32 protein-coding genes, 1 tRNA gene and 1 CRISPR repeat array are annotated in these 24,084 nt (G+C 71.9%); of the genes, 16 read left to right on the top strand and 17 right to left on the bottom strand.

All coding sequences use genetic code 11. The features are described 5' to 3' along the window. Position 1 precedes the first annotated feature (1 nt). Positions 2-256: a putative ATP-grasp-modified RiPP gene (gene tgmA / locus C229_RS0114810; RefSeq protein WP_018655860.1), complete on the bottom strand. Its 255-nt coding sequence runs from the start codon at positions 254-256 to the stop codon at positions 2-4. Positions 257-465: 209 nt separating this feature from the next. Between tgmA and C229_RS35390 the strand changes: the two genes are divergently transcribed. Further along, positions 466-1,290 (top strand): DUF6879 family protein, encoded by an 825-nt coding sequence (locus C229_RS35390; RefSeq protein ID WP_240487264.1) that lies wholly within the window; start codon positions 466-468, stop codon positions 1,288-1,290. Here the strand turns inward: C229_RS35390 and C229_RS32335 are convergent. From C229_RS32335 to C229_RS0114780, 5 genes are all read right to left on the bottom strand, one after another. Continuing rightward, on the bottom strand, positions 1,287-2,024 hold the full coding sequence (locus C229_RS32335) for a Scr1 family TA system antitoxin-like transcriptional regulator (protein WP_018655858.1): 738 nt from the start codon (positions 2,022-2,024) through the stop codon (positions 1,287-1,289). The genes C229_RS35390 and C229_RS32335 overlap by 4 nt on opposite strands. Next, entirely contained in the window at positions 2,021-2,164 is a 144-nt protein-coding gene (locus C229_RS36080) for a helix-turn-helix domain-containing protein (RefSeq protein ID WP_155884840.1), read from the bottom strand. The genes C229_RS32335 and C229_RS36080 overlap by 4 nt, the downstream gene beginning before the upstream one ends. A gap of 212 nt (positions 2,165-2,376) precedes the next feature. After that, a CRISPR array of direct repeats spans positions 2,377-2,804; the repeat unit is 30 nt; unit sequence GTTGCGACCCCTCGTAGGGGCGATGGGGAC. Positions 2,805-3,176: 372 nt separating this feature from the next. Continuing rightward, entirely contained in the window at positions 3,177-3,374 is a 198-nt protein-coding gene (locus C229_RS0114790) for a DUF397 domain-containing protein (RefSeq protein WP_018655857.1), read from the bottom strand. Between the two features lie 92 nt (positions 3,375-3,466). Next, the gene (locus tag C229_RS0114785; protein ID WP_018655856.1) at positions 3,467-3,667 is read right to left on the bottom strand and encodes a DUF397 domain-containing protein; all 201 of its coding nucleotides are present in this window, start codon (positions 3,665-3,667) and stop codon (positions 3,467-3,469) included. Then, positions 3,664-4,479 carry a helix-turn-helix domain-containing protein gene (locus C229_RS0114780; RefSeq protein ID WP_169513840.1) on the bottom strand — a complete coding sequence of 272 codons (816 nt, stop codon included), beginning with the start codon at positions 4,477-4,479 and terminating at the stop codon, positions 3,664-3,666. Before C229_RS0114780 ends, C229_RS0114785 begins: the two co-directional genes overlap by 4 nt. 313 nt (positions 4,480-4,792) lie before the next feature. Here C229_RS0114780 and C229_RS30645 point away from each other — a divergent pair, with 313 nt between their 5' ends. The 13 genes from C229_RS30645 (at position 4,793) to rdgB (ending at position 13,072) form a co-directional block, all read left to right on the top strand. Beyond that, entirely contained in the window at positions 4,793-5,179 is a 387-nt protein-coding gene (locus C229_RS30645; protein ID WP_169513839.1) for an ATP-binding protein, read from the top strand. Further along, positions 5,176-5,361, top strand: coding sequence for a helix-turn-helix domain-containing protein (locus tag C229_RS0114770; protein ID WP_018655853.1), 186 nt, complete (start codon positions 5,176-5,178; stop codon positions 5,359-5,361). Before C229_RS30645 ends, C229_RS0114770 begins: the two co-directional genes overlap by 4 nt. 49 nt (positions 5,362-5,410) lie before the next feature. Then, positions 5,411-6,289, top strand: coding sequence for an MEDS domain-containing protein (locus C229_RS32910; RefSeq protein WP_018655852.1), 879 nt, complete (start codon positions 5,411-5,413; stop codon positions 6,287-6,289). After that, positions 6,286-7,239, top strand: a complete 954-nt coding sequence (locus C229_RS0114760; protein WP_018655851.1) for an MEDS domain-containing protein — start codon at positions 6,286-6,288, stop codon at positions 7,237-7,239. Before C229_RS32910 ends, C229_RS0114760 begins: the two co-directional genes overlap by 4 nt. 21 nt (positions 7,240-7,260) lie before the next feature. Further along, on the top strand, positions 7,261-7,677 hold the full coding sequence (locus C229_RS0114755) for a M67 family metallopeptidase (protein WP_026313800.1): 417 nt from the start codon (positions 7,261-7,263) through the stop codon (positions 7,675-7,677). Positions 7,678-7,713: 36 nt separating this feature from the next. After that, entirely contained in the window at positions 7,714-7,836 is a 123-nt protein-coding gene (locus C229_RS35790) for a hypothetical protein (protein ID WP_018655849.1), read from the top strand. Between the two features lie 79 nt (positions 7,837-7,915). Next, complete coding sequence (locus C229_RS0114745; protein WP_018655848.1) at positions 7,916-8,188, top strand: MoaD/ThiS family protein; 273 nt, start codon at positions 7,916-7,918, stop codon at positions 8,186-8,188. Positions 8,189-8,204: 16 nt separating this feature from the next. After that, the gene (locus C229_RS0114740; protein WP_018655847.1) at positions 8,205-9,152 is read left to right on the top strand and encodes a PLP-dependent cysteine synthase family protein; all 948 of its coding nucleotides are present in this window, start codon (positions 8,205-8,207) and stop codon (positions 9,150-9,152) included. An 85-nt stretch (positions 9,153-9,237) separates the two neighbouring features. Beyond that, complete coding sequence (locus C229_RS0114735) at positions 9,238-10,035, top strand: thioesterase family protein (protein WP_018655846.1); 798 nt, start codon at positions 9,238-9,240, stop codon at positions 10,033-10,035. Between the two features lie 94 nt (positions 10,036-10,129). Next, positions 10,130-10,942: a glutamate racemase gene (murI, locus tag C229_RS0114730; RefSeq protein ID WP_018655845.1), complete on the top strand. Its 813-nt coding sequence runs from the start codon at positions 10,130-10,132 to the stop codon at positions 10,940-10,942. 32 nt (positions 10,943-10,974) lie between these two features. Continuing rightward, positions 10,975-11,721, top strand: coding sequence for an MBL fold metallo-hydrolase (locus C229_RS0114725; protein ID WP_026313799.1), 747 nt, complete (start codon positions 10,975-10,977; stop codon positions 11,719-11,721). 17 nt (positions 11,722-11,738) lie between these two features. Further along, positions 11,739-12,458 (top strand): ribonuclease PH, encoded by a 720-nt coding sequence (gene rph, locus C229_RS0114720; protein ID WP_018655843.1) that lies wholly within the window; start codon positions 11,739-11,741, stop codon positions 12,456-12,458. Then, positions 12,455-13,072, top strand: a complete 618-nt coding sequence (rdgB, locus tag C229_RS0114715; protein ID WP_018655842.1) for an RdgB/HAM1 family non-canonical purine NTP pyrophosphatase — start codon at positions 12,455-12,457, stop codon at positions 13,070-13,072. The genes rph and rdgB overlap by 4 nt, the downstream gene beginning before the upstream one ends. On the opposite strand, the gene C229_RS0114710 is transcribed toward rdgB, so the two are convergent. The 6 genes from C229_RS0114710 to bcp all read right to left on the bottom strand — a co-directional run bounded on the left by C229_RS0114710 (position 13,038) and on the right by bcp (position 17,402). After that, a complete protein-coding gene (locus C229_RS0114710; RefSeq protein WP_018655841.1) occupies positions 13,038-13,892 on the bottom strand; it encodes an MEDS domain-containing protein in 855 nt (284 codons plus the stop codon). The genes rdgB and C229_RS0114710 overlap by 35 nt on opposite strands. A gap of 8 nt (positions 13,893-13,900) precedes the next feature. Further along, positions 13,901-14,815 (bottom strand): sensor histidine kinase, encoded by a 915-nt coding sequence (locus C229_RS0114705; protein WP_018655840.1) that lies wholly within the window; start codon positions 14,813-14,815, stop codon positions 13,901-13,903. Further along, positions 14,812-15,708, bottom strand: coding sequence for an MEDS domain-containing protein (locus C229_RS30635; RefSeq protein ID WP_018655839.1), 897 nt, complete (start codon positions 15,706-15,708; stop codon positions 14,812-14,814). Before C229_RS30635 ends, C229_RS0114705 begins: the two co-directional genes overlap by 4 nt. A gap of 80 nt (positions 15,709-15,788) precedes the next feature. Then, on the bottom strand, positions 15,789-16,739 hold the full coding sequence (locus C229_RS0114695) for a sensor histidine kinase (protein WP_018655838.1): 951 nt from the start codon (positions 16,737-16,739) through the stop codon (positions 15,789-15,791). A gap of 100 nt (positions 16,740-16,839) precedes the next feature. Continuing rightward, positions 16,840-16,922 (bottom strand) — tRNA-Leu (locus C229_RS0114690). A gap of 12 nt (positions 16,923-16,934) precedes the next feature. Beyond that, positions 16,935-17,402: a thioredoxin-dependent thiol peroxidase gene (bcp, locus tag C229_RS0114685; RefSeq protein WP_018655837.1), complete on the bottom strand. Its 468-nt coding sequence runs from the start codon at positions 17,400-17,402 to the stop codon at positions 16,935-16,937. Positions 17,403-17,542: 140 nt separating this feature from the next. Between bcp and C229_RS0114680 the strand changes: the two genes are divergently transcribed. Continuing rightward, a complete protein-coding gene (locus C229_RS0114680) occupies positions 17,543-17,839 on the top strand; it encodes a DUF3618 domain-containing protein (RefSeq protein WP_033424416.1) in 297 nt (98 codons plus the stop codon). 52 nt (positions 17,840-17,891) lie between these two features. Here the strand turns inward: C229_RS0114680 and C229_RS0114675 are convergent, their stop codons facing one another. The 5 genes from C229_RS0114675 to C229_RS0114655 are packed head-to-tail and all read right to left on the bottom strand — an operon-like array spanning position 17,892 to position 23,126. Then, the gene (locus C229_RS0114675; RefSeq protein ID WP_018655835.1) at positions 17,892-19,163 is read right to left on the bottom strand and encodes a family 4 glycosyl hydrolase; all 1,272 of its coding nucleotides are present in this window, start codon (positions 19,161-19,163) and stop codon (positions 17,892-17,894) included. Positions 19,164-19,179: 16 nt separating this feature from the next. Further along, the gene (locus C229_RS0114670) at positions 19,180-20,265 is read right to left on the bottom strand and encodes a carbohydrate kinase family protein (protein WP_018655834.1); all 1,086 of its coding nucleotides are present in this window, start codon (positions 20,263-20,265) and stop codon (positions 19,180-19,182) included. Further along, positions 20,262-20,924, bottom strand: a complete 663-nt coding sequence (locus C229_RS0114665) for an SIMPL domain-containing protein (protein WP_018655833.1) — start codon at positions 20,922-20,924, stop codon at positions 20,262-20,264. The genes C229_RS0114670 and C229_RS0114665 overlap by 4 nt, the downstream gene beginning before the upstream one ends. 33 nt (positions 20,925-20,957) lie before the next feature. Beyond that, positions 20,958-22,142, bottom strand: a complete 1,185-nt coding sequence (locus tag C229_RS0114660; RefSeq protein ID WP_018655832.1) for an amino acid deaminase/aldolase — start codon at positions 22,140-22,142, stop codon at positions 20,958-20,960. A 48-nt stretch (positions 22,143-22,190) separates the two neighbouring features. Continuing rightward, positions 22,191-23,126 carry a CE1 family esterase gene (locus tag C229_RS0114655; protein ID WP_018655831.1) on the bottom strand — a complete coding sequence of 312 codons (936 nt, stop codon included), beginning with the start codon at positions 23,124-23,126 and terminating at the stop codon, positions 22,191-22,193. Positions 23,127-23,231: 105 nt separating this feature from the next. Between C229_RS0114655 and purU the strand changes: the two genes are divergently transcribed. Continuing rightward, positions 23,232-24,080: a formyltetrahydrofolate deformylase gene (gene purU / locus C229_RS0114650; RefSeq protein ID WP_018655830.1), complete on the top strand. Its 849-nt coding sequence runs from the start codon at positions 23,232-23,234 to the stop codon at positions 24,078-24,080. Positions 24,081-24,084 lie beyond the last annotated feature (4 nt).

The raw sequence follows: 24,084 nt of genomic DNA, 5'->3' as shown, positions 1-24,084 counted from the left end.
GCTAGTCCTCGTCGCCGCTCTGGTCGTTGTCGGTGTCGTACTGCTTGTGGTCTCGCCCGTCGCCCTTGCTCGCCGAGGTCTTGGTCTCGCCGCTCGTCCCGCTCTTGCGGTGTCCGGCGGTGATGACGGAGCCGTCGGCGAGCACGGCACGGCCGGTCTGGGTCGCCGGGTCGAGTTCCATGACGTACGCGGGAATCGCGCTGACCGTCGGGAAGGGCGCGAGCCGCGACAGGCCCCAGGGAACAAGCGTGCTCATGGCGTCTCCTTTCGCGGGTCGATCATCCGAATTGTGACGGTATGCGGGATGATTGGTCGCTGCCGTCGCGGAACAGCGTCACTTGACCGACCCCCTTGACGCCAGTGGATTCACAGAAATTCACACCCGGTGACCTCGAAGGTTGACGTCACTTCCTTCCATCCACGATTGTCGGCTTCGACATGCCCGGTACCGAGTAAGGAGCGTCAATGGCCGACAGTCGACCCCCGGTGAGCCCGTCCAACGACGACAGCGGACGAGCAGGTTCTCCGCCGTTCCACGCGGAGAACATCGACTTCGTCGGGATCGACGACAACTCGCCGCGCAGCCGTTGTCCTGCGGTCATGGCCGTCCCGGAGACGGGAGACCTGCTCCAGGTCGGCCGTAAGGTGACCGACCCGGGCACGCTCGCGCTGATCGCGGGACACACGCACATCGCGGACGATGAGGTGGCGATCTGGACGCCAGCGAACCTCAAGCCGAGCCTCCTGGACGCTCTCCAGGGCACGTACGAGGAAGGACGCGAAGGCCCAGGTGAGCCGTCGTTCGCGGATCTCCTGAACAGCACCACGCGGTCGGTCGTGCACTTGGAGGCGCGGGACACCTACGACCCGAACGACCCCGCCTTCGTGAAGTGGCAGAACGACGGCGACACGTCCTTTGACTGGGACGGCTGGATCGAGCTGGTCGGCGGTGCGGTCAAGCGCGGTGTGCGGTTCCGGCGGCTGCGGATCGTGTCGGAGCCGGTGAGCGACTACATCCGGTGGGAGCACGCCATCAGTTACGGCAATGTCGCCGCTGGGGAAGAGCTGCGGTGGCTGCCGCGTCACCTGGCCTTCGACCTGCCGCATCCGGTCGCGGACTACTTCATGTACGACCAGCGCCTCGTCGCGTACAACTTCACGGCCGGAGACGGTGTGGACACCGGCCGCATGAAGTACGTGGCGGATCCCCGGCAGATCGTGCCCGTCGTGGGGATGTTCGAGATGCTCTGGGAGCGCGGCATCCCGCACGCCGACTACACGCCGGTCTAGGTCTCGTCCAGGCGGGTGAGCGCCGCGTGGAGCATGTCGGTTGCGGCGGAGCCGACTTCCGCTAGCGCCCACAGGCGCTTCCAGGTCGCGGTGTAGAGGGCTACTTCTTCCGGACGGGTTACAGAGAGGTAGCCCGATACGAGTTCAACCGTCACCAGATGGTGGTCGGTGATGTCGAACGCCTCTTCGGGATGCACGGTGCGGCGATCGGCGGCGGCGGGAATGATGCCCACGAGCACATTCGGCCGCCGCCGTATCGCGAGCAGGTGGTGCAGTTGCTCAATGTGTAACGCCCGGGAGTAGGGGCGGTACCAGAGCAGGGTTTCCTCCAGCAGGTAGAACCAGCGGGCGTCGGGTCGGCCCAGGAGGCGCTGGCGGTCCATGCGTTCGGCGACCGCCGCCGCCACTTCGGCTTCGGGATCGTCGGTGACGACCGCTTGCTCCACGAGTACACCGGTCAGCGCAGCGCGGGTGTACGCCTCCGTCTGCAACATGCCGGGAATGACCTTCGGCTGATACGACCGTTCCATCGTCAGCTCCTCATAGAGCTGACGGACGGACTTCTGTGCTGCTTCCAGGCCACCTCGGTTCAGGTCTTCGTAGGGAATCCACATGCCTGCTACGGCTGCTTGTTCGGCTATGAGGCGGGTTCTCTGGGATTCGGGGGCGGCGCAGATCGTGCACCAGGTCTCGATGTGCTGGGCGCTGATGGGGCGTTGGCCCTTTTCGATCATTGAGACGAGGGAGGGGACTTCCAGCCGGCCGCTTCGGCGAAGTCGCGGCCGGACAGCCCGCGAGCTTCACGGAGGGCTCGTAGCTTGGCTCCCAAAAGTTCGCGGGCGGCCTGTGCGGAGGACGACGGTGACGAGGGCATGGCTCAGCCCATCATGCTCGGGCGGGCGGTGAGAGAGTCGGCGGCCGTCCGGGTTCATCGAGTCGCGGGCGCCCATCGTGTCGCCAGCGATTCCGCGGTCACTGGACGCCTACGCATTCGGTGACGAAGGCCAAACACTTCTCCAGGTGGGTGCGTGCCTGGCCCGGGTCGCCGCCCGCCACGAAGATCATGGCGATGAACGACGACGGCGAGCCGCGACCCCTCGTAGGGGCGATGGGGACGCGGGCCTCCTGGCCGGATCGCGCCACCGTCTGCACATGTTGCGACCCCTCGTAGGGGCGATGGGGACCCTACGCCGCGGTGAGGCGTGCGGGCTCGGGTGGGAGTTGCGACCCCTCGTAGGGGCGATGGGGACCCGGTCGAGGTCCGCGAGACGCCGCGCTGGGTCCGCGTTGCGACCCCTCGTAGGGGCGATGGGGACTCCAGGCGCTGGCCTCGGCCAGGAACCTCAGCTCGGCGTTGCGACCCCTCGTCGGGGCGATGGGGACCCGTCCCCGTGACGGCGAGCGGACGGGGCGGGCTCGGTTGCGGCCCCTCGTAGGGGCTATGGGGACCCCGGGTGCCGCAGCACCCACGTCACCACCGCGACGTTGCGACCCCTCGTAGGGGCTATGGGGACACCAGGGTAAAGCCGCAGCTCATCCGCCCTTGTAGGCCCAGATTTCTGGTGAGGTTTTCAGCGGGTCTCCGGTTGTGTTGTGGAACCCGGCGTGTCGCTGAAATCTCGGGCTTCGGTCAGTGCTCAGAGTACGCCGGTTGGGTTGGGTTTTGTAGCGGCCACGGGTGACGGGGTCGGGGTGACGGTGGGTGGGAGTCCTAGCGGGGAAACCCCGGCTGGCGTTGGCGACCGTGTCTGGTGAGCGCATTGCGTTCCGTGGTGACGACGAGTGCGGCCGGGCGTCGGCTGGCTGGACGAGGTCTTGGGTCTCGCGGTGGGTTTGTAGTCGGGCATCCAGGTGTTCGTGGGTGGGGTGGTGGCGCGGTGTTCGGGTTAGGGGAGGTCTAAGGCGCCTGTCTTGACGGTGGCTAGAAGGTTGGCGAAGGACGGGCGGGTGAAGGTGAGGTGGCCGGCGTCCGGGTTCTTTGAGTCGCGGGTTCCGAGCGTGGTGCCGGTGAGGTTGGCGACTTCGACGCAGTCGCTCTGGTTGCCGCTGCTGCCGCTGTGGGTGGACTTGCGCCAGGTTGGCATGGGTCTCCTTTCGGGGGCGAGGTGGTGGTACCCGGGGGTGGGAATGCGGAACCCCCGCTCGCTTTGGGCGGCGGGGGTTCTTTGGGTGGTGGTCAGGGCAGGTCGAGGGTGCCTGTCTTGACCGACGTGATGAGGTGGGCGAAGGTCGAGCGGGTGAGGGTGAGGTGACCGGCGTCCGGGTTCTTCGAGTCGCGGGTTCCCAGCGTGGTGCCGGTGAGGTTGGCGACTTCGACGCAGGTGCTCTCATTGCCGCTGGTGCCGCTGCGGCTGGACTTGCGCCAAACGGGAGTCATCGAAAACCCTCCAGGACTTGCTCGATCAAGGTGGCCGACGCGCTGACGGGAAGCGCGATGTCGCCGATGCGGTCGAACTTCCGCCGGAAGGAGCCTACCTCAGCCGCGTCTTCTACCAGGCGACCTTCCTCGCTCGCCTCGATGTAGGCCGATTCCCGTGAAGAGACGGTGATGAGCTGGAAGGAGCCGTCGCGGCCGACGTGCGCGCCCTCAGCCGTGGGAATGACGCGGATCGACACGTGTGGGAGCTTTCCCACCTCAAGCAGGCGAGCCATCTGGCCGCGCATGACACTCGGCCCGCCGACCGGCTGTCGAAGGACGCCTTCGTCCAGCAGGATCCAGAGATGCGGCGGATCGGGATCTGTCAACCGCTTCTGACGCCGCATCCGGTCGGCCACGCGCTTGTCGATGTCATCGGCGTGCGCGGAGATCACCTGCGCACGAACGTACTCCTCCGTCTGAAGCAGCCCGGGAATCGTCAGCGACTCCCAGATGCGGATTTCCGTCGCTTCGGCCTCCAAGCCGAGGTAGGCGGCGAACCAGGCGCGGTCATGGCCTTCGCGTGCGAAACGGGCAAGGCTCACAAAGAGCCCATCCGTGTTCCACCAGTCGTCGATCTTCTTGGCGTACTTCTCCTGGAGGTTGATGATGCCGTGCTCAATGCGCGAAACAGTTGATCTATCGATCTCCAGATAGTCCGCCAGCGCAGTGGCTGAGATGTTGCGCTCGGACCGGTGTCTGACCACTTGGATGGCGACGAGCTGCCACAACGATGCAGCGGGGATCGGTGGGTTGTTGTGGTCGATGCGCATCGTCCCGATGATCCTTTCATGCTGTTGTGTTGCGAACGTAGCGAACATAACCCGTCACGCTCCAGAGTGGAAGTGTAAATCCGAAACGAGTTCCGATGAATTCTGGACCCGGGCTGCGTGCCGTGGATTCGGAAACGGACAGGTCGGGAGGAGGTAGGGCGGTGGCAACAATCGTCAACGCGTCCGATCTCGAAAGTGGAGTCGAGAGGGCGCAACTTCGGTGCACGGCCTTTCGTGAGCGGCCGTCGGCGGGGGAGCGGTGATGGTGGGGGCGGCTCCGGGGGCGGCCGGTGGGGTGGCCGCGCTCGTGGTCGTGAGCGACTTCGCCTCGGTGCGGCGGGCGCGGGAGTTCGTCGGTGCCTGGTGCGTGCTGCACGAGTGCGGGGAGCTGGCACATCTGGCGATGCTCGCGGTCAGTGAGCTCGTCACCAACGCCGTCAAGCACGCGGCCGGCGTCCGGGTGACGGTGCGGGTGTACCTCGCCGACGCCGGGCTGGTCGTGGAGGTGTGGGACGACGGGGCCGAAGGGCCCGTCGTCCGGACCCTGGACGACCTCGCGGCCGAGGACGGCCGGGGCCTGGCGATGCTCGCGGAACTGTGCGACGGCGTCGGATGGGACGCCGTGAGCGGCGGCGGCAAGGCGGTGTGGGCCCTCGTCGGGGCACCGCAGTGGAACACGAGCGGAAAGGTGCGGACATGACCACGGAGGAAACGATGAAGACCAGCGAAGTGGCCCGCCTGTTCGGCGTCACCCCCTACACCGTCATCCGGTGGACGAGGCGGGGCCTGCTCAGTCCCGGGCAGACGCCGGGCGGGCAGCTCCGGTTCGACCGCGCGAAGGTCCTGGAGCTGTGGCGGCGTTGTCAGGACGACGAGACGTGAAAACAGCGCGGTGTTAGCGTGATTCGAGGCCCAGGGAGGGTGGCGGATCATGGCGGCTGCGCGGCGGGGCGACCGGCCGGTCGGTGCGGTGCGGCTGGGCGAGCATCTGTGCCTGGGGTTCGGGAGTGAGGAAGAGCGGCGGGCCGTCGTCGGACGGTTCGTGGCCGACGGGCTGGACGCCGGGCACAAGGTCGTCTACCTCGCGCAGGACGACGAGCCCGGGGCCGTGCTCGACGCGCTCGGCGGCGACGCGCTGCGGCGGGCCGAGGAGAACGGGCAGTTCGTCGTGCGGCCGATCGTCCGGGCGTACGTCGCGACCGACCGGTTCGACCCGGCGGAGACCGCCGCGCTGCTCGGCACCGAGGTCGATCTGGCGACGCTCCAGGGCTACGGCGGCGTCCGGCTCACCGGCGACACCGCGTTCTCGCTGCTGGGCTGGCCCAACGAGCAGGACGGGCCGGGCGGCGTGTGCCGGACGGCGTTCGCCGCGCCCGGGGAGCGCGCCGTCGTCCTGTGCCCCTATGACCGGCGCTGGTTCACCGACGAGCAGATGACGATCCTGCGCGCCGGGCACGACGCGGCCGTCCGCGCCGACGACCTCTACGCCGACCGGGTGCTGCGCATCTCCCCGACGTTCACCCCGCCGGGCCTCGCGCTCACCGGCGCCGTGGACGAGAGCACGCTCCCGGCCGTCCTGGACGCGCTGGCCCGGTACGCGGGCCGCCCCGGGCACTTCTGCCTGGACCTGTCCGGCCTGGAGTTCTGCGATCTGGACGGCCTGCGCGCCCTGCTCGGCGCGGGCGAGGCGGGCACCCGCCCGGACCGGCAGGTCGTGCTGCGGGGCCTGCCCGAACCGCTGCGGGCGATGGCGCGGCTCGCCGGATGGGACACGATCGGCACGGCGCTGAGGGAGGAACCGGCACGATGATGTCGGAACGCACCACCACCGACCTGCGCACCCTGCACCACTCCGCGCTGCTGTACGCGACGCCCGGCGAGTTCGCGGACGTCGCCGGGCAGTACGTGGAGCGGGCCCGCGGCGCCGGGGAGGTCCCGGTCGTCATCGCGGGCGGCGAGGCGACGGAGGCCCTGTTCGACCGGCTCGGCACGGCGGGCACCGAGGGCGTCGAGTTCATCGACGCCGCCGCGTGGTTCACCGGGCCGATCGAGGCGCTGGGCGCGTTCCACGAGCACGCCCGCAACGACTGGTGGCCGCGCGGCCCGGTGCGGCTGCTGGCCGAGCCGGTGTGGACGGGTCGCGCCGACCGCGACGTCCGCGAGTGGCTGCGCCACGAGGCCGTCCTCAACGTGGTGCTGGCGGGCACGCCGACCCGGCTGCTGTGCGCGTACGCGACGAGCACGCTGCCGACCACGCTGCTGCGCGACGCGGCGCGCACCCATCCGCTGCTCACCGACGCCGGCGGCACCCGCGACAGCCCCGGCTACGTCGAGCCCGCCCGGTTCTCCGCCGAGTGCGACGCCGAACCGCTCGTCCCGCCGCCGCTGACGGCCGCCCGGAAGGTGTTCGCGTCCGGTTCGCTGCCCATGCTGCGGGAGTTCCTGGCGTATCAGGCCCTCCGGCACGGGTTGCGTGACTCCTACGGGTTCGTGCTGGCCGTCAATGAGGTCGCGACGCACGTCATCCGCGAGGGCGGCGGGCACGGTGCCGTGTGGCTGTGGCGCGAGGGCGCCGAGTTGGTCTGCGACGTCACCGATCCCAACGCGTCCCCGCGCGACCCGTTCCTCGGCTACTTCCCGCCGCACGCCCACCGGCACGCCGAGAGCCGGATGTGGGCGGTGCGGCGGCTGTGCACGCTCGTGGAGATCCGCGCCACGCGCCCCGGCACCCGGACGAGGCTGCGCGTCCGCGTCCCGTGACCGGGCGGTACCCTGCCGACCATGCTGACGATCGAACGAGCCATGGTCGACCGGATCGTCGCGCACGCGCGCGCCGACCACCCCGACGAGGCGTGCGGCGTCATCGCCGGGGCGCTCGGCTCGGACCGGCCCACCCGGTTCATCCCGATGGTCAACGCCGAGCGGTCCCCGACGTTCTACCGGTTCGACTCGCACGAACAGCTCAAGGTGTGGCGCGAGATGGACGACCGCGACGAGGAGCCCGTCGTCATCTACCACTCGCACACGGCCACCGAGGCGTACCCGTCGCGCACCGACATCTCCTACGCCGCCGAGCCGAACGCGCACTACGTGCTGGTGTCCACCCGCGACGACGACAGTACCGAGTTCCGGTCGTACCGCATCCTGGACGGCGAGGTGACCGAGGAAGAGGTCACGGTCGTCGAGTCCTACGTCTAGGCCGCCGCCCGGACCGGCATCGGTAAACTGACCGCCATGGAGACGAGCGAGGGACCGGTCGCGCGACGACGCGCGCCCGTCCGCCTCGCCCCCGTGCAGAGCTTCCTGTTCGCGCACACGCGCCTCGACGTCGTCTACGACTGTCGCCGCCAGCGCTGAATCACCCGGAATTCCCCCGTAGCCCGTCCCGTTGTGCCTGGGGACGGGCTGCCCGTACGACACCAAGGAGAGCTTCGCGATGGCGATCGAGGTCCGTATCCCGACGATCCTGCGCAACCTCACGGGCGGCGACAAGGCCGTCGAAGGCAAGGGCGGGACGCTCGACGAGCTGTTCGGCGACCTGGACACCCGCCACCCCGGTCTGCGCGACCGGCTGGTGGACGACAAGGGGCTGCGCAAGTTCGTCAACGTGTACCTGAACGACGAGGACGTCCGGTTCCTCGGCGGCCTGGAGACGAGCGTCGCCGACGGGGACAGCGTGACGATCCTGCCCGCCGTCGCCGGCGGCTGAGTTCGGCGCCCGTGCCATGCGCTTCGACTCACTGCTGGACTCCCTCGGCCGCACCCCGCTCGTCGGCCTGCCCCGGCTCTCGCCGAGCGCCGACGTGCGGCTGTGGGCCAAGCTGGAGGACCGCAACCCGACCGGTTCGGTGAAGGACCGCCCCGCCTTCTACATGATCTCCAAGGCGGAGAAGGAGGGGCTGCTGACGCCCGGCTGCACCATCCTGGAGCCGACGTCCGGCAACACCGGCATCTCGCTGGCGATGGTCGCCAAGCTGCGCGGCTACCGGATGATCTGCGTGATGCCGGAGAACACGTCGGCGGAGCGGCGGCAGCTCCTGGAGATGTGGGGCGCGGAGATCGTCTCCTCACCGGCGGCGGGCGGCTCGAACGAGGCCGTGCGCGTCGCGAAGGGGCTGGCGGCGCAGAACCCGGACTGGGTGATGCTCTACCAGTACGGCAACGAGGCCAACGCGCTCGCCCACTACGAGACGACCGGCCCCGAGCTGCTGGACGATCTGCCCACGCTGACGCATTTCGTGGCGGGTCTCGGCACCACCGGCACCCTGATGGGCGTCGGCCGGTACCTGCGCGAGCAGCGCCCGGACGTGAAGATCGTCGCGGCGGAGCCCCGCTACGGCGAGCTGGTCTACGGGCTGCGCAACATCGATGAGGGGTTCATCCCGGAGCTGTACGACGACTCGGTCCTGACGACCCGCTTCTCGGTGGGCTCCAAGGACGCGCTGCGCCGCACCCGCGAGCTGCTGGAGCAGGAGGGCATCTTCGCGGGCATCTCCACCGGCGGCGCGCTGCACGCGGCGCTCGGCATGGCGGCCAAGGCCGTCAAGGCGGGAGAGCGGGCCGATATCGCGTTCGTCGTGGCCGACGGCGGCTGGAAGTACCTGTCCACGGGCGCCTACGGCGGCACCCTGGAGGAGGCCGAGGCCGCGCTGGAGGGCCAGCTCTGGGCGTGACGCGATCGACGGGTCCGCGGCGTGCCCGCACGTCGCGGACCCGGCTACAGTCTTACCCGAACTGGATTCTAGAACGGGGTACGGGATGAGTAGGTTCGGGGACGCCACCACCGTCAAGCGCGTGGACGACGGCCGGTACGAGATCGACCTCGACGGCGCCTTCGGCATGGCCGAGGCCGTCAACGGCGGCTACCTCATGGCCGTCCTCGGCCGCGCCGCCGTGGACGTCTCGCCGCACGCGCACCCCCTGTCCACCGCGACGACGTTCCTGCGCACGGCCCGTCCCGGCCGCGCCGAGATCGTCGTCGACCAGCGCCGCGCGGGCCGCACCACCGCGACCGCGCTCGTCACGCTGCGCCAGGACGACAAGGTCCTCACCGAGGCGCTGATCACCACCGCGACGCTCGACGGCGCCGCCGTCCCCGGCTACCTCGGCGACCGGCCCGTCCCCGGCCTCCCGCCGATCGAGAAGTGCCTGGACTTCTCGCAGGGCACGCCGGAGGCGCAGGAGGGCTTCGCGTCCTGCGTCGACATGCACTTCGACCCGGCCACGATGGGCTGGCTGAGCGGCGAGCCGTCCGGCCGCCCCGAACTGCGCGCCTGGTTCCGGCTCCGCGACGAGCACGCCCCCGACCCGTTCGTCCTCGCGCTCGCCGTGGACGCCCTGCCGCCCGTCGCGCTCAACGCGGGCGCGCGCGGCTGGTCCCCGACCGTCGAGCTGACCTGGACGCTGCGCGCCCTGCCCGCCCCCGGGTGGCTCGCCGTCTACGGCACCGGCCGCATGGTCTCCGACGGCTGGTTCGACGAGGAGGTCGAGGTCTGGGACGAGACCGGCCGCCTGGTGGCCCAGAGCCGCCAGATCGCTCGCCTCGGACGCGGCTGAAAGGTCAAAGCGACGCCGTTTTCCCGCATGTGACCGTGTGATGTCGGACGCATGACGCCCGTGAAACGGCCCGCGTCGCTTAGGCTCGTGCACCATGTCAGAAGCGCCGATCGGGATTTTCGACAGCGGGTTCGGCGGGCTCACGGTGGCCCGCGCCATCCTCGACCAGCTGCCGAACGAGCCGATCCTGTACCTCGGTGACTCGGCGCGCCAGCCTTACGGCCCGCGCCCGATCGCGCAGGTCCGGGCGTTCGCGCTGGAGATGCTCGACCAGCTCGTGGACGAGGGCGTGAAGATGCTCGTCATCGCGTGCAACAGCGCCAGCTCGGCGATGCTGCGCGACGCCCGCGAGCGGTACGCGATCCCGGTCGTCGAGGTGATCAACCCGGCGGTGCGGCGCGCCGCGCGGGCCACGTCCAACGGGCGGGTCGGGCTGATCGCCACCCGCGCGTCGGTCACGAGCCGCGCCTACGACGACGCGTTCGCGGCGGCACCGCACATCGAGCTGACGAGCGCGGCGTGCCCGCGCTTCGTCGAGTTCGTGGAGAAGGGCGTCACGGCCGGGGACGATCTCCTCGCCGCCGCCCGCTCCTATCTGCGGCCGATTCTGGACGCGGACTGCGACACCCTGATCCTCGGCTGCACGCACTACCCCTTGCTCACCGGCGTCATCTCGTATGTGGCCGGGGACGGGGTCACACTGGTCTCAAGTGCCGACGAGACCGCCAAGGACGTGTACCGGGTGCTCCAGGACCGGGGACTCGCGCGGAGTGAGACCGCGCCCGCTCCGGGGCACCGCTTTCGTACGACCGGTGACCCCGCCGTGTTCGCCTCGCTCGGCCGCAGGTTCCTCGGCCCCGAGATCGACGCGGTGGAGACCACCACCAGCAAGGCTCTGACGACCTGATTCGCCGGGGGACGGCAAGAGGAGGAGTGAGCGTGCGGGTCACTGTGATCGGCTGCGCCGGCAGCTTCCCGGGGCCGGACAGCCCCGCGTCGAGTTACCTGGTCCAGGCGGAGGGCTTCAACCTCCTCCTGGACATCGGCAACGGCGCGATCGGTTCGCTCCAGCGGTTCCACCCCCTGTACGACATCGACGCCATCTGCATCTCGCATCTGCACGCCGACCACTGCCTGGACCTGTGCGGGTACTGGGTGGCGCGCACGTACCGTCCGGGCGGCCCGGCGCCGGTCATCCCGGTGTACGGCCCCGACGACACGGCGCGGCGGATGGCCAAGGCGTACGACCTGCCGGAGGAGCCGGGCATGACCGGCACGTTCGACTTCCGGCCGCTGGAGCGGGGCCCGATGACCGTCGGCCCGTTCCAGATCACGACGGCGCTGATGCCCCACCCCATCGAGGCGTTCGCGTTCCGCATCGAGCACGGCGGCAAGGTCCTCGCCTACTCCGGCGACACCGGCGTCTCCGACGCGCTCGTCGAGCACGCCCGCGACGCCGACCTGTTCCTGTGCGAGGCGTCGTTCCTGGAGGGCGACAACCCGCCCGCCCTCCACCTCACCGCCCGCGAGGCCGCCGACCACGCGGCCCGCGCGCGGGCGCGGCGGCTCGTCCTCACCCACCTGGTGCCGTGGAACGACGCGGACGCCTCGCTGGCCGAGGCCAAGGGCGGCACCTACGACGGGCCGATCGAGCTGGCGCACGTGGGGGCCGTCTACGAGCTGTAGCCCACTAGGGTTGGGCCATGGCACGTCCTGATGATCGCGCGTTCGACCAGCTCCGTCCCGTCACCGTCCAGCGGGGGTGGCTCGACCACGCCGAGGGGTCGGTGCTCATCGAGTTCGGCGGGACGCGCGTGCTGTGCGCGGCGTCGGTGCAGGCGTCGGTGCCGCGCTGGCGGCGCGACAGCGGGCTCGGCTGGGTGACCGCCGAGTACGCGATGCTGCCGCGCGCCACCAACACCCGCAACGACCGCGAGTCCGTCCGGGGCAAGATCGGCGGGCGGACGCACGAGATCTCCCGGCTCATCGGGCGGTCGCTGCGCGCCTGCATCGACCCCAAGAAGCTCGGGGAGAACACGATCCAGCTCGACTGCGACGTCCTCCAGGCCGACGGCGGCACCCGCACCGCCGCGATCACCGGCGCCTACATCGCCCTCGCCGACGCCGTCACCTGGATGCGCGGCAAGGGCCTGGTCAGGAAGGACCCGTTCACCGGCACGGTGTCGGCCGTCAGCGTCGGCGTCGTCGAGGGCGAGCCCCGGCTCGACCTGTGCTACGTCGAGGACGCCGCCGCCGAGACCGACATGAACGTCGTCTGCACCGGCGACGGACGGTTCGTCGAGGTCCAGGGCACCGCCGAGGGCGCCCCGTTCGACCGCGCCGAGCTGGACGCCCTGCTCGACCTGGCCGCCGCCGGCTGCGCCGAGCTGACCCGGCTCCAGCAGGAGGCGCTGGCCCGGTGAACGCCGTCGTCCTCGCCACCCGCAACCAGGGCAAGATCGCTGAGTTGTACCGCATCCTCGGCGGCATCGACGTCGTCGGCCTCGACGCCCACCCGGACGCGCCCGACGTCCCCGAGACCGAGCTGACGTTCGAGGGCAACGCGCTGCTCAAGGCCCGCGCCATCGCCGCGCACACCGGGCTGCCCGCCGTCGCGGACGACTCCGGCCTGTGCGTCGACGCCCTCAACGGCATGCCCGGCGTGCTGTCGGCCCGCTGGTCGGGCCGGTTCGGCACCGCCACCGGCGACCGCGACCGCGCCAACGTCGACCTGCTGCTCGACCAGATCGCCGACGTCGCAGACCCGCACCGCGCCGCCCACTTCGTGTGCGCCGCCGTCCTGGTCGTGCCCGGCGGCCCCGAGCACGTGGTCGAGGGCCGCATGCACGGCCGCGTCATCGACGCGCCGCGCGGCGACGGCGGCTTCGGCTACGACCCGGTGTTCGTCCCCGACGAGCACACCCGCACCGCCGCCGAACTCGCCCCGCAGGAGAAGGACGCGATCAGCCACCGGGGCCGCGCGTTCCGCGCGCTGGCCGCCATCATCCCCAGCGCTCTGGCCGCCCAGCCGGACTGAACGCCGCGCCGAGCCGCAGGCCCGGCAGCATGTTCCAGCCCACGGTCATGATGACCTCCTGGAGCTGCGCGGGCATCCGGTCGAGGATCAGCGGCCCGTGGTGCGCCCGCCGCGCCGCGACCTCGGCGAGCATGTTGAGGGCGCCGAGGTCGATGAACCGCAGTTCCGCGACGTCCAGGTGGACGTCGGCGCCGTCCGCGCCCGACAGCACCAGCGCGAGAGCCTGGTCCAGGACGAGGTGCCGGGACGCGTCCAGTTCGCCCGCGAGCGCCAGCCCGCGCGGCTCGAACGTCCGGACGATCCGCAGCACGGTGTCCTCGAAGTCGGGATCGGGCCCGGCGAGCACCGCGTGCTCGGCGCCCAGTTCCTCCAGCGGCCCGGCGGGCAGCCGCGACCGGTCGAGCTGGCACAGCGCCACGACGGACGTGCTCGGTGCCACCAGCCGGTCGAGCGTCCGCTCGCAGCCGAGTAACGACTCGGGATCGGCGCCGGTGAGGTCGGTGGCGACGCGGATGGCCCGGAACCCGGCGCGTTCGGCGGCGGAGATCTCGGCGGCGAGACGGCCCAGCGCGGCGCGCGGGTCGCCGTCGAGGGTGATGACGCTCAGCAGCCGCCGCGACGGCAGGCTCACGACGCCCGGCACCCGGGGCGCGGCGACGGCGGACAGGTAGACGACCTTCTCGCGGGCGAGCAGCCCGTCGCGCACGAACGCGCCGACGACGTGCCGCCGCTCCTCCTCGCACCGGTAGGCGAGGCAGGCGTGGTCACCGGGACGCAGGTCGCCCACGGGGCGCCGCACCGACCAGAGGGTGTCCGTCATGGGAGGTCCTAACGGCAGATCCGCAGCCGGACGAAGGTGCCGTCCCAGCCGCCCCGCATCTCGACGTAGTCGACGAGCAGGCGGACCGTCCACAGGCCGAAGCCGGTGTCGAGCGCGGACTTGGGCGGGACGAAACCGGTGAGCGGGTCGGGCCGCCAGTGGCCGTTGTCACCGATCTCGCAGTTGATCTCGCCGTCGTCGTTCCACACCCAGGCGCCCATCGGCGGGCTGCCGTGCGCGAGCGCGTTCGCGGCGACCTCGTTGGCGGCCGTCACCAGGTTCCGCACGGCCGTCTCGGGGAGGCCGCCCGCGCGGGCGCGCGCGGCGACGAACGACCGCAGCGGGCGCAGGTCGTCGGAGACGATCGGCAGGTACTCGGCGCCGGGCGGGCGCTCGACGCGGCGGGCCCGCTCGCGGCGCTCACCGAAGGCGCGCGGCGCCACGTAGTCGGGGCTGCGCCGCTCGGCGCCGTCGATAACGACGGGATGCGTGACGCGGGTCGACGCCAGCACCTCGGCGGGCAGCGTCCGGCGGTCGTAGGGGCACAGCGCCGACGCGCCGGTGTCCGCGAAGACCTCGTTGATCAGCGACTCGTAGCGAATCCACTCGGCGCGCCGCTCGGCGTCGTGGCCGTCCCAGACGGGTTCGGCGACGGCGTGCACGCGCTGCGGGGCGAGCCGCTCGACGAGGTCCAGGTAGGACTTCAGCGTCCGCACCGGATGCCGGTAGAACTCGGTGGCGTCGTAGAACTCGACGGCGCCGTCGTGCTCGGCCAGTGCGGCCCGCAGCGCCGCGACGTTCTCCGGGCGGGCCACGGCCACCGCCGCCGCGCCGCGTTCCAGCCCGTCCCGCAGGAACGCGGTGGTGCCCGCCAGGAACTCCTCCCGGCCGGTGTAGAGGAACGCGCGGTGGGTCAGGGTCATGGCAGAACCTCCCCGGCCTGGTCGAGAGGGACGCGGACGCGTCCGCGCCGGAGTCCGGGCAGCCGGTGCCAGCCCACCATGTCGATCACGTTCTCCACACTCGGGGGAAGGTCGTCGAGGATCAGCGCCTCGCCGGGACGCAGCGCCTCCGCGTGCCGGATCAGCAGGTTGAACCCGGCCAGGTCGAGGAAGTCCAGCCGGGCGCAGTCGAGGCGGACGCCGTGCCCGGCGGCGACCGCGCGGGCGAGATGGTCGCCGAGCAGCGCGTGCCGCGCCGCGTCCACCTCGCCCTCGACGCGCAGGCCGCGCGGCGCGAACGTCGGCACGATGCGCAGGGTGCCGTCGTCGTACAGGGCGTCGGGTTCGACCCGCAGGTCGTGGGTGCCGGCCAGCGCGGCGAGGTCGGCGGGCGGGCAGGCCCGCCGGTCGATCTGGCAGACCGCCATCGACATCGTGCTCGGCGCCACCGTGTGCTCGACCTCGTCCTCGCAGCCGAGCAGGCCCGGCAGGCCGCCCTCGCGGAGCATCGGCGTGTAGTCGAGGGTGATGCGCACGGCGCGGAAGTCGGCCGCGACGCCCGCCGCGACCTCGCGTTCGATGGTGGCGGCGAGCCGGGCCGGGTCGAACGCGCCGTAGCCGTCGAGGCAGGCGTGCGCGCGGGGAAGCACGCTGAGCTGGCCGGACGCCAGGTGGGCGCCCGGGTCGGCGCCGACGCCGGGCAGCGCGTCCGGATCGGCGTCGGTGATGTAGACGAGCTTCTCGCGCGTGGCCAGGGCGGCGGCGACGAACCGGCCGACGATGTGGTCGCGTTCGTCGGCGCCGGAGTACGGGAGCCAGGCGTGGTCGCCCGGCCGGACGTCTCCGACGCAGCGGGTGTCGAACCAGCTCCTCATGGCCTGCCCATCGAGGTCGGTGCGGATCGCTTCAGCGTACGCCGCCGGAGCGGGATGGGAAGCCCAACGCATAGAACTCCTCACCCTGTGTTCCCATGAGCCGGGACGTCGACGTGCATCCGGACGACCGTCCCGGTGTCGCCGGTGCGGATGCGGACGTCGGAGCAGAGCAGCCGCACCGCCCACAGGCCGAGCAGGCCGGGGCGTCCGGGCGGCGGCGGGAGCTGCCCGAACCAGGACCCGTCCGGCCAGCGGCCCCCGTCGGTGACCTCGCAGACGACCTCGCCGGGCTGCGGCCACAGGCTCAGCGTGATCGGCGGGGCGCCGTGCCGCAGGGCGTTGGTGATGACCTCGGTGGCGGCGACGAGCAGGCGCTGCGTGGCGTCCTCGGGGAGCCGCGCGCCGCGCGCGCCGTCGGCGATCCAGGCGCGGATCCAGAACAGGTCGGGGCTGTGGAGCTGGAGCACGCGGGTGCCCTCCGGGCGCGGCGGCAGCGGTTCGCGGTCGCGGCGGACGCAGTAGGCGCGGGGTTCGACGAAGCCGGGGTTGACCTTGGTGCAGGGGCCGCGCGCGGTGCCGGGGTGGGTGCGGCGCGCGTCCGCGACGACCCCGGCGGGCAGCCGCTTCACCGCGTACGGGCACATGATCGACGCGCCGGTGCGGGCGAACGCCGCGTTCGCGAGCGCCTCCACCCGCTGCCATTCACCGACCTCGCGCGGCGCGCGGCGGGTCCAGGCGGGTTCGGTGAGCAGCCGCAGGCGGCGGCCGTGCGCGCCGAGCTCGTCGGCGTCCGCGACGGCGCGGGCCAGCGTCCGGGCGGGGTGGTCGTACCAGGTGGCGGCGTCGGCGAACTCGACGCGGCCGGCGTCGCCGCCGAGTTCGCCCGCCAGCAGTGTGCGGGTCGCCAGGCCGGTGACGACGACGATGCGGTCCCCGGCGGCCAGGCCGTCACGCAGGAACGGCAGGGTGGCGCCGACGAACTCGTCGACGCCCTCGTACGGCAGCAGGAGATGGGTGAATGCGTCGCTCACGGTGCCTGCTCGCATCGGATCGGGGGGACGGCGATCCGGCCAGCCTAGGCGGCCCCGCGCGCACCGAGAAGGCGCGGTTTTCCGTCATTTGAACATCGGGTGCGGGCGGGGGGACTCGAACCCCCACGGTGTCTCCACCAACAGGACCTAAACCTGCCGCGTATGCCATTTCGCCACGCCCGCGCGGCGCCGATCTCAGACGCCGAGGTCGCGGCGCAGCCGCTCGACGTGGCCGGTGGCCTTCACGTTGTAGTACGCCTTGTCGATCGTGCCGTCGGCCGCGATGACGAACGTGGAGCGGATGACGCCGACGACGACCTTGCCGTACAGCTTCTTCTCCCCGTACGCGCCGTACGCCTCCAGGACCTTGTGGTCAGGGTCGGACAGCAGCGGGAAGGTCAGCCCCTCCTTCTCCCGGAACTTCGCCAGCTTGGCGGGCTTGTCGGGGGAGACGCCGAGGACGGTCACCCCGGCGGCGTCCAGCTCGGCGACACCGCTCTGGAAGTCGACGGACTCCTTGGTGCAGCCGGGCGTCATCGCGGCGGGGTAGAAGTAGACGATCACGCGGCGGCCCGCCAGCGACGACAGCGCGACGGGCTCGCCGTCGGCGTCGGGCAGGGTGAAGTCGGGAGCCGGGTCGCCGGGCTGGAGTCGGTCGGTCACCGGGATGTGCCTTTCCCCGTTGTCGATACGTGCGGGGTCCAACCTACCGCCCGGGGCGGGGCGGGCGTTCCCGCTCCGGACCTGCCAGACTGGGCGGATCATGCGTCGCGCAGGCTTGCGAACGAGTGGAGAACAGCGAGATGGCTGACAGGTCCCGCGATCCGGAGGCGCTGGAGCGGGAGATCGAGCGCACCCGCCAGGAGCTGGCGCGCACGATCGACGCACTGGCGGACCGGGTCAATCCGCGCAACGTCGCGCACCGCGGCGCCGAACGGGTCAGGGCGGAGGCCGGGCAGGTCGCGCGGACCGTCCAGTCGCTCGTCGCCCCTCCCGGCGACGACGGCGAGCCCGGCCCGGTCGACCGCCGGGTGATCTACGCGGCGGCCGGTGTCGCCGTGGCCGTGACGGTCCTGGTGGTGTGGCGCAAGCGCCGTTGATCGAAGCACGCGGGGCGGCGGCCGGGGGTTCCGGCCGCCGCTCCGGCGTCTGTCAGCGGAACTGCGGCAGGTGGTCGCGGTGGGCGGCCAGGCCCTCGGTGAGGAGGGATTCGGCGGTGGCCTTGTCGCGGACGAACGGGTGCGCGAGCAGGGCCTGCAACGCCAGGCGCCGGTCGCCGGTGACGGCGGCGTCGGCGGCCAGCCGCTCGTAGGACTGGATCGCCTGGGTGAGGCCGCGCACGGGACGCGGCAGCGGGCCCATCGTCAGCGGCACCGGGCCGGAGCGGCCGACGATCGCGGGCACCTCGACGGTGGCGTCGTCGTCCAGGGAGGAGATCGCGCCGTCGTTGCGGACGTTGACGACGACGCGGCGGCCCTCGTCGCGGTGCAGCGCGCAGATCGTGTCGACGGCGAACTCGCCGTGCTCGCCGCCGCCGCGCTCCCGGCTGGGGTCGGGGTCGTCGCGGCGGGCCTGCTCGGCCACGCCGTCGTAGTAGGCGGGCATCGTCGCCAGGATCTCCTGGGCGCGGGTGACGCCCTTCTCGCGGAGCTGCGCGACCACCGCGTCGTGGAAGAAGTAGTACTTGGCGTAGGAGTTCGGCAGGAACCCCAGCGTCTTGCCCAGCTCGACCATGCGGACGGGGTCGCGCCACGGCGTCGCCCCGCCGCCGGGGACCTCCAGGCCGTCCAGCAGGGCGGGCAGGTCGAGCGGGACGCCGTCCAGCCGCAGCCGCTCGGCCCAGGTGGCGTGGTTCAGCCCGATCCAGTCGGCCTCCAGCCGGTCGGCGGGCAGCCCGAGCAGCCCGGCCCACATCTCGGTGTCACCGACGTGCTGGTCGCACAGGCCGATGATGCGGGCGCCGGTGTGCCGGGCGACGGCGTCGGTGACGATGCTCGTCGGGTTGGTGTAGTTGACGATCCACGCGTCGGGCGGGGCGAGCCGGGCGATCTCCAGCAGCACCGGCACCGAGCGCAGCGCCATCAGGAACCCGCCCGGCCCGGCGGTCTCCTGGCCGACCAGGCCGTGCGCGAGCGGGATCGACTCGTCCAGGTGGCGGGCCGCCAGGCCGCCGGGCCGGAACGTGGTGAACACGTAGGAGGCGCCGTCGAGCGCGGCCGCAAGGTCGGTGTGCGCGGAGACGGTGAGGTCGGCGCCGCGCGCGGCGAACATGCGGCGGGCCAGCCGCGTCATGAGGTCGAGGTGGTCGGCGTCGGTGTCGTGGCAGGACAGCTCGGTGCCGGCCAGATCGGCGGCGCGGTGCAGCAGGCCCCGGACGACGCCGGGCATGTAACCGCTGCCCGCCCCGATGATGGCGATCTTCACGGGTGGCGGGGTCCTCTCAGCGCAGGGTCGGTTCGGCGCGGGTGACGTTGACGGCGTCGCCGCCGATCTCGGCGGCCGGGATGTGCTCGACGACGAAGGCGTACTCGGCCATCGCGTCGGCGGAAACCTCGCCGGACTCACCGAACGCGGCGATCTCCGCCCAGCACGGCGCGCCCAGCGACCCGCTGTGGTGCCGGACCGACAGGCCCGCGCACAGGTTGGCGAAGCGGAGCCGGTGCGCCAGCGGCATCCCGGCGAGCGTCCCGTACACGAACCCGGCGGCGAACACGTCGCCCGCGCCGGTCGGGTCGAGGGCGCGGACGGGCAGCGCGGGCGCGGCGGCGCGCTCGCCGGTGCGGGCGTCGAGCGCGATGGCGCCGTCGGCGCCGAGCTTGACGACGACGACCGGCACCCGCTCGGCCAGCGCCGCCAGCGCGTCCTCGGCGGTGGTGGTGCGGGTGTAGGCCATGGCCTCGACGGCGTTGGGCAGGAACACGTCGACGTGGGCGAGGCGGTCGAGGACGTCGGTGGACCACGTCTCGGTGGGGTCCCAGCCGAGGTCGGCGAAGACGAGCGCGCCCGCCTCCCGCAGCGTGCGCGCCCAGCCGGGGACGGACCGGTCGATGTCGACGAAGCACGTCGCGGCGGCGGGCGGCGCCGCCGGGTGGCCCGCGTCCCCGGCGGGCAGCGGCGGCGCGTAGGTGACCATGCTGCGGTCGGCGGCGTGCGCCAGCGACACCGTCACCGGCGTGGACCACGACGGGACGCGCCGCGACCAGCGCAGGTCGACGTTCTCCTGCTCGGCGAGCGTGCGCCACAGGTAGGAGCCGAACAGGTCGTCACCGAACGCCGACGACAGCCCGGTGCGCAGCCCGAGCCGGCTCATCGCGACGGCGATGTTGGCGATGCCGCCGGGCGCCGAGCCGAGCCCGTCGGTGACCAGCTCGGTGCCCGGCGGCGGCAGCCCCGGCAGCCCCGTGAAGATCATGTCCATGAAGACCTGGCCGGTGAGGAACACGTCGAGCGCGTCCGGCAGCGGCCGGGGGCCGGGAACGGGGCGGCGTCCGGCGCAGGGGTCGGCGGGCGCGTCCACGGTGGTCACAGCTCGGGGGAGGACGCGGCGAACCGGGCGATGACGGACGCGCGGACGGTCTGCGTCTCGGGTTCGACGGTGATCGGCGCGGGCGCCCCGCCCGCCGCGCCGCCGGGGGCGGGCGCGGCCATCAGCGCCATCGGCCGTTCGGGGACGCCGCCGGTGTTCTCGTCGCGCAGTTCCAGCAGCGCGGTGAGCCGCGCCCCGAGCGCCCCGGCGTAGCCCCGGGCGCGGGCGACGGCCTCGTGCACGGCCTGCCGGGCGGCGTCGTCGAAGACGGGGCTGTCGGGCCGCAGCGCCCAGTACGGGCCGTGGACGTAACTGCGCTCGCCGTCGCCCAGCCGGGTGAGCAGTTCGCCCAGCAGGCTGAAGTCGACCACGGCCAGTTTGATCTGGGCGGTGCCCCGGTAGCCGCGGATCTCGCCGTCGTCGTGCTTGCCGTAGCGGATGACGGGGGAGATGGCCAGGCCGCCGCTCTCCACCCGTTCCACGGCCTCGCCGTAGGAGCGGACGAGGTCGAGGCAGGCGCGGTTGCGTTCGGTGAGCCGGTCGAGCGCGAGCCGCCGGTCCTTCTCCTGCGCTTGGACGTGGACGGTCACGTGGGCGACCTCGGGCTGGGCCTCCACGACGGCCTCGCCACGCACGGTGATCACGGGGGCGTCGGTCATACGGTCAACCTAGCCGCTGGCACCGACATCCGGTCAGAGGAACGTCTGCCGTTCACCCCGGTAGGTCGGCACGGTGGCGGTCACGCGGTCGCCGTCCAGGAGGTGCAGGGCGTCGAAGCGCTCGCACAGCTCACCGGCCTTGGTGTGCCGGAACCAGACGCGGTCACCGACCTCCAGCAGGTCGGCGGTGTCCCCGAGCAGCGGCGTCTGCACCTCGCCCGCGCCCTCCTTGGCGTCGTAGCGCAGACCGGTCGGCAGGTAGGGCTGGGGGAGCCGGATCGCGTCGGCGGGGCCGGACGCGAGGTAGCCGCCGCCCAGGCACGTCGCGACGCCGGGCGCGGGCCGCCGCACGACGGGCAGCGCGAACAGCGCGGCGGGACGGCCCCGGAAGTTGGAGTAGTAGTCGAACAGGTGCGGCTGGTAGAGCCCGGACCCGGCGGCGACCTCGGTGACGGCGCGTTCCGCGACGGTCTTCTCGATGCTGCCGGTGCCGCCGCCGTTGACGAACTCCAGCTCGGTCAGCGCGGTGACGGCCTTGACGATCGCGGCGCGACGGCGGGCCAGCTCCAGCCGGGACCGCTGCTGCATCCCGGCGATGACGCGGCTCATCGCGGGCTTGCCGGGCGGGCGGTCACCGACGCCCGCGATCTGCGACTCGTAGGCCATGAGGCCGACCAGGCGCAGTCCGGGCCGGGTCAGGATCTCCTCCGCGAGTTCGCGGACCTGCGCGGCCGTGCGCAGCGGGGAGCGCAGCGCGCCGATGCGGACGCGCCCGCCGAGCGGCCGGTAGGAGGCGTCGATGTCGACGCAGACGCGGATCGGGGTGCCGCCCGCCGCCTTCTCGATGAGGTCGAGGTGGGCCAGGGAGTCGACCATGAGCGTGACCGTCGCGGCGGCGTGCTCGTCGGCGGCCAGCGCCGCGACGGCGGTGCGGTCGACGGTGGGGTAGGCGACGAGGATGTCGCCGGACACCCCGTGCCCGGCGAGCCACAGCGCCTCGGGGAGCGTGAACGCCATGACGCCCGCGAAGCCGTCCATCGCCAGGACCTCTTCCAGCAGCGCGCGGCAGCGCACCGACTTGCTGGCGACGCGGATCGGCTTGCCCGCCGCGCGCCGGACGAGGTCGGCGGCGTTGGCGCGGAACGCGGCCAGGTCGACGACGGCGAACGGCGCCTCCAGCGTGGCGGTGGCGGCGTCGTAGCGCTCCCGGAGGTTCATACCGCCACAGTGCCACACTTTCGGGGAACGTGAATAGTCTTCACATAACTAGGGGCGCTTCGGATGCGTCTTGAAGAACCCCCACAGCGTCGCCGCGGCGCCCGACGGCCAGGCGTGCCGTCCGCCGTCGATGCGGCAGAACGTGACCTGCACGCCCGCGTCGCCCTTGCCCGTCGCCTGGCACGTGGTGTTCTTGGTCTGGGCGTCCATCCCGCGCTTCGCCTCGGGCAGCCCGGCGACGCGGCGCCAGAAGTCCACGGCGTCCTTGACGGGCGGATAGCCGCGATCGTCGTTGATGTCGCGGCGCCCGCCGCCGCCGATCGGCACGTTGCCGTCCGCCGTCCCGTGGAAGATCATCGCCGACACCGGCTGGCCCGGATCGCACTTGGTCACCAGCGCGCCCTCCACGACGCCGATCGCCGCGACCTTCTCCGGCGCCTCGCACGCCATCCGGTACGCCATCCCCGCGCCGTTGGAGAACCCGGTGACGTACACGCGGTTCTTGTCGACCAGGCCGGAGTCGGTCAGCTTGTCGATCACCTTGGAGAGGAAGTCGACGTCCTTGATGTTGCCGATCTTGGCGGCGCCGCAGCAGTCGCCCGCGTTCCACGTCGTCATGAACCCGTCGGGGTAGACGACCAGGAAGCCCTCCTCGTCGGCGACCTTGTCGAAGCCGCTGATCTGCTGCATCTTGCCCATGTTCGCCAGGCCGCCGTGCAGGGCGAGGACGACCGGCAGCTTCTTCTCCGGTTTGCCGTTCTTCCAGTCGCCCTTGGCGAGCTGCGGCGGGACGTGCGCCAGGAACTCCCGGTGGCCGACCGTCCCGACGTCGATCTTCTGCTTGTGGGTACCGGCGGCGGTCGGGATGCCGGCGATCTTGGCGGGGGCCTTCTCGTCGGGCTTGCCGCCGCCGCCCTCGTCCACGTCGGTGCACGCGGACAGGGCGAGGACGAGGCCGAACAGGACCAGCAGGAGGCGGCGCATGCGCGAAATGTAACCGGTCATTACCCGAACAAACCAGTCAGTAGCCCGGAAGGCCGCCCGCACTGACGGTCCGCGCGAGGCCGTGCCGCGGCATAACCTTGGGGCGTGACCGACTACGTGCTGACCCTCTCCTGCGAAGACCGGCCCGGCATCGTCGCCGCCGTCTCCGGGCTGCTCGCCGAGCGGGGCTGCAACATCCTGGAGAGCCAGCAGTTCAGCGACCGCGAGGCCGTGCGGTTCTTCATGCGGGTCCACTTCGACGGGCCCGCCGGCCTGTCGGACGAGGAACTGCGCGGGGCGTTCGCGGCGCTCGGCACCGACCTCGGGCTCGACTGGCGCCTGGACGCCACCGCCGCCCGGCAGCGAGTGCTGATCATGGTCTCCAAGGACGGGCACTGCCTCAACGACCTGCTCTACCGGCAGCGGTCCGGGCTGCTCGACGTCGACATCGTCGCCGTCGTGTCCAACCACCCCGACCTGCGCCCGCTCACCCAGTCGTACGGCATCGACTACCACCACCTGCCCGTCGCCAAGGGGCAGAAGGCCGCGCAGGAGGCCGAGGTGCTGACGCTCGTCGAGCACTACGGCGCCGACCTCGTCGTCCTGGCCCGCTACATGCAGATCCTCTCCGACGACTTCTGCGGCAAGCTCCCCGGCAAGGTCATCAACATCCACCACTCGTTCCTGCCGAGCTTCAAGGGCGCCCGCCCCTACCACCAGGCGCACGCGCGCGGCGTCAAGCTCATCGGCGCCACCGCCCACTACGTCACCGCCGACCTCGACGAGGGCCCGATCATCGAGCAGGAGGTCGCCCGCGTCGACCACACGCACAGCGCCGCCGAACTCGTCGCGGTCGGCCGCGACGTGGAGTGCCTGGCGCTGGCGCGGGCCGTCCGCTGGCACGCCGAGCACCGCGTCTTCCTCAACGGCGACCGCACCATCGTCTTCCGCTAGCCGC

Origin of the sequence: Actinomadura flavalba DSM 45200 (assembly GCF_000374305.1) — a bacterium.
In the GTDB taxonomy this organism is placed as follows: Bacteria; Actinomycetota; Actinomycetes; order Streptosporangiales; family Streptosporangiaceae; genus Spirillospora; species Spirillospora flavalba.
Note: the sequence above shows the minus strand (reverse complement) of the source record. Positions and strands in the feature narration are given on the sequence as shown.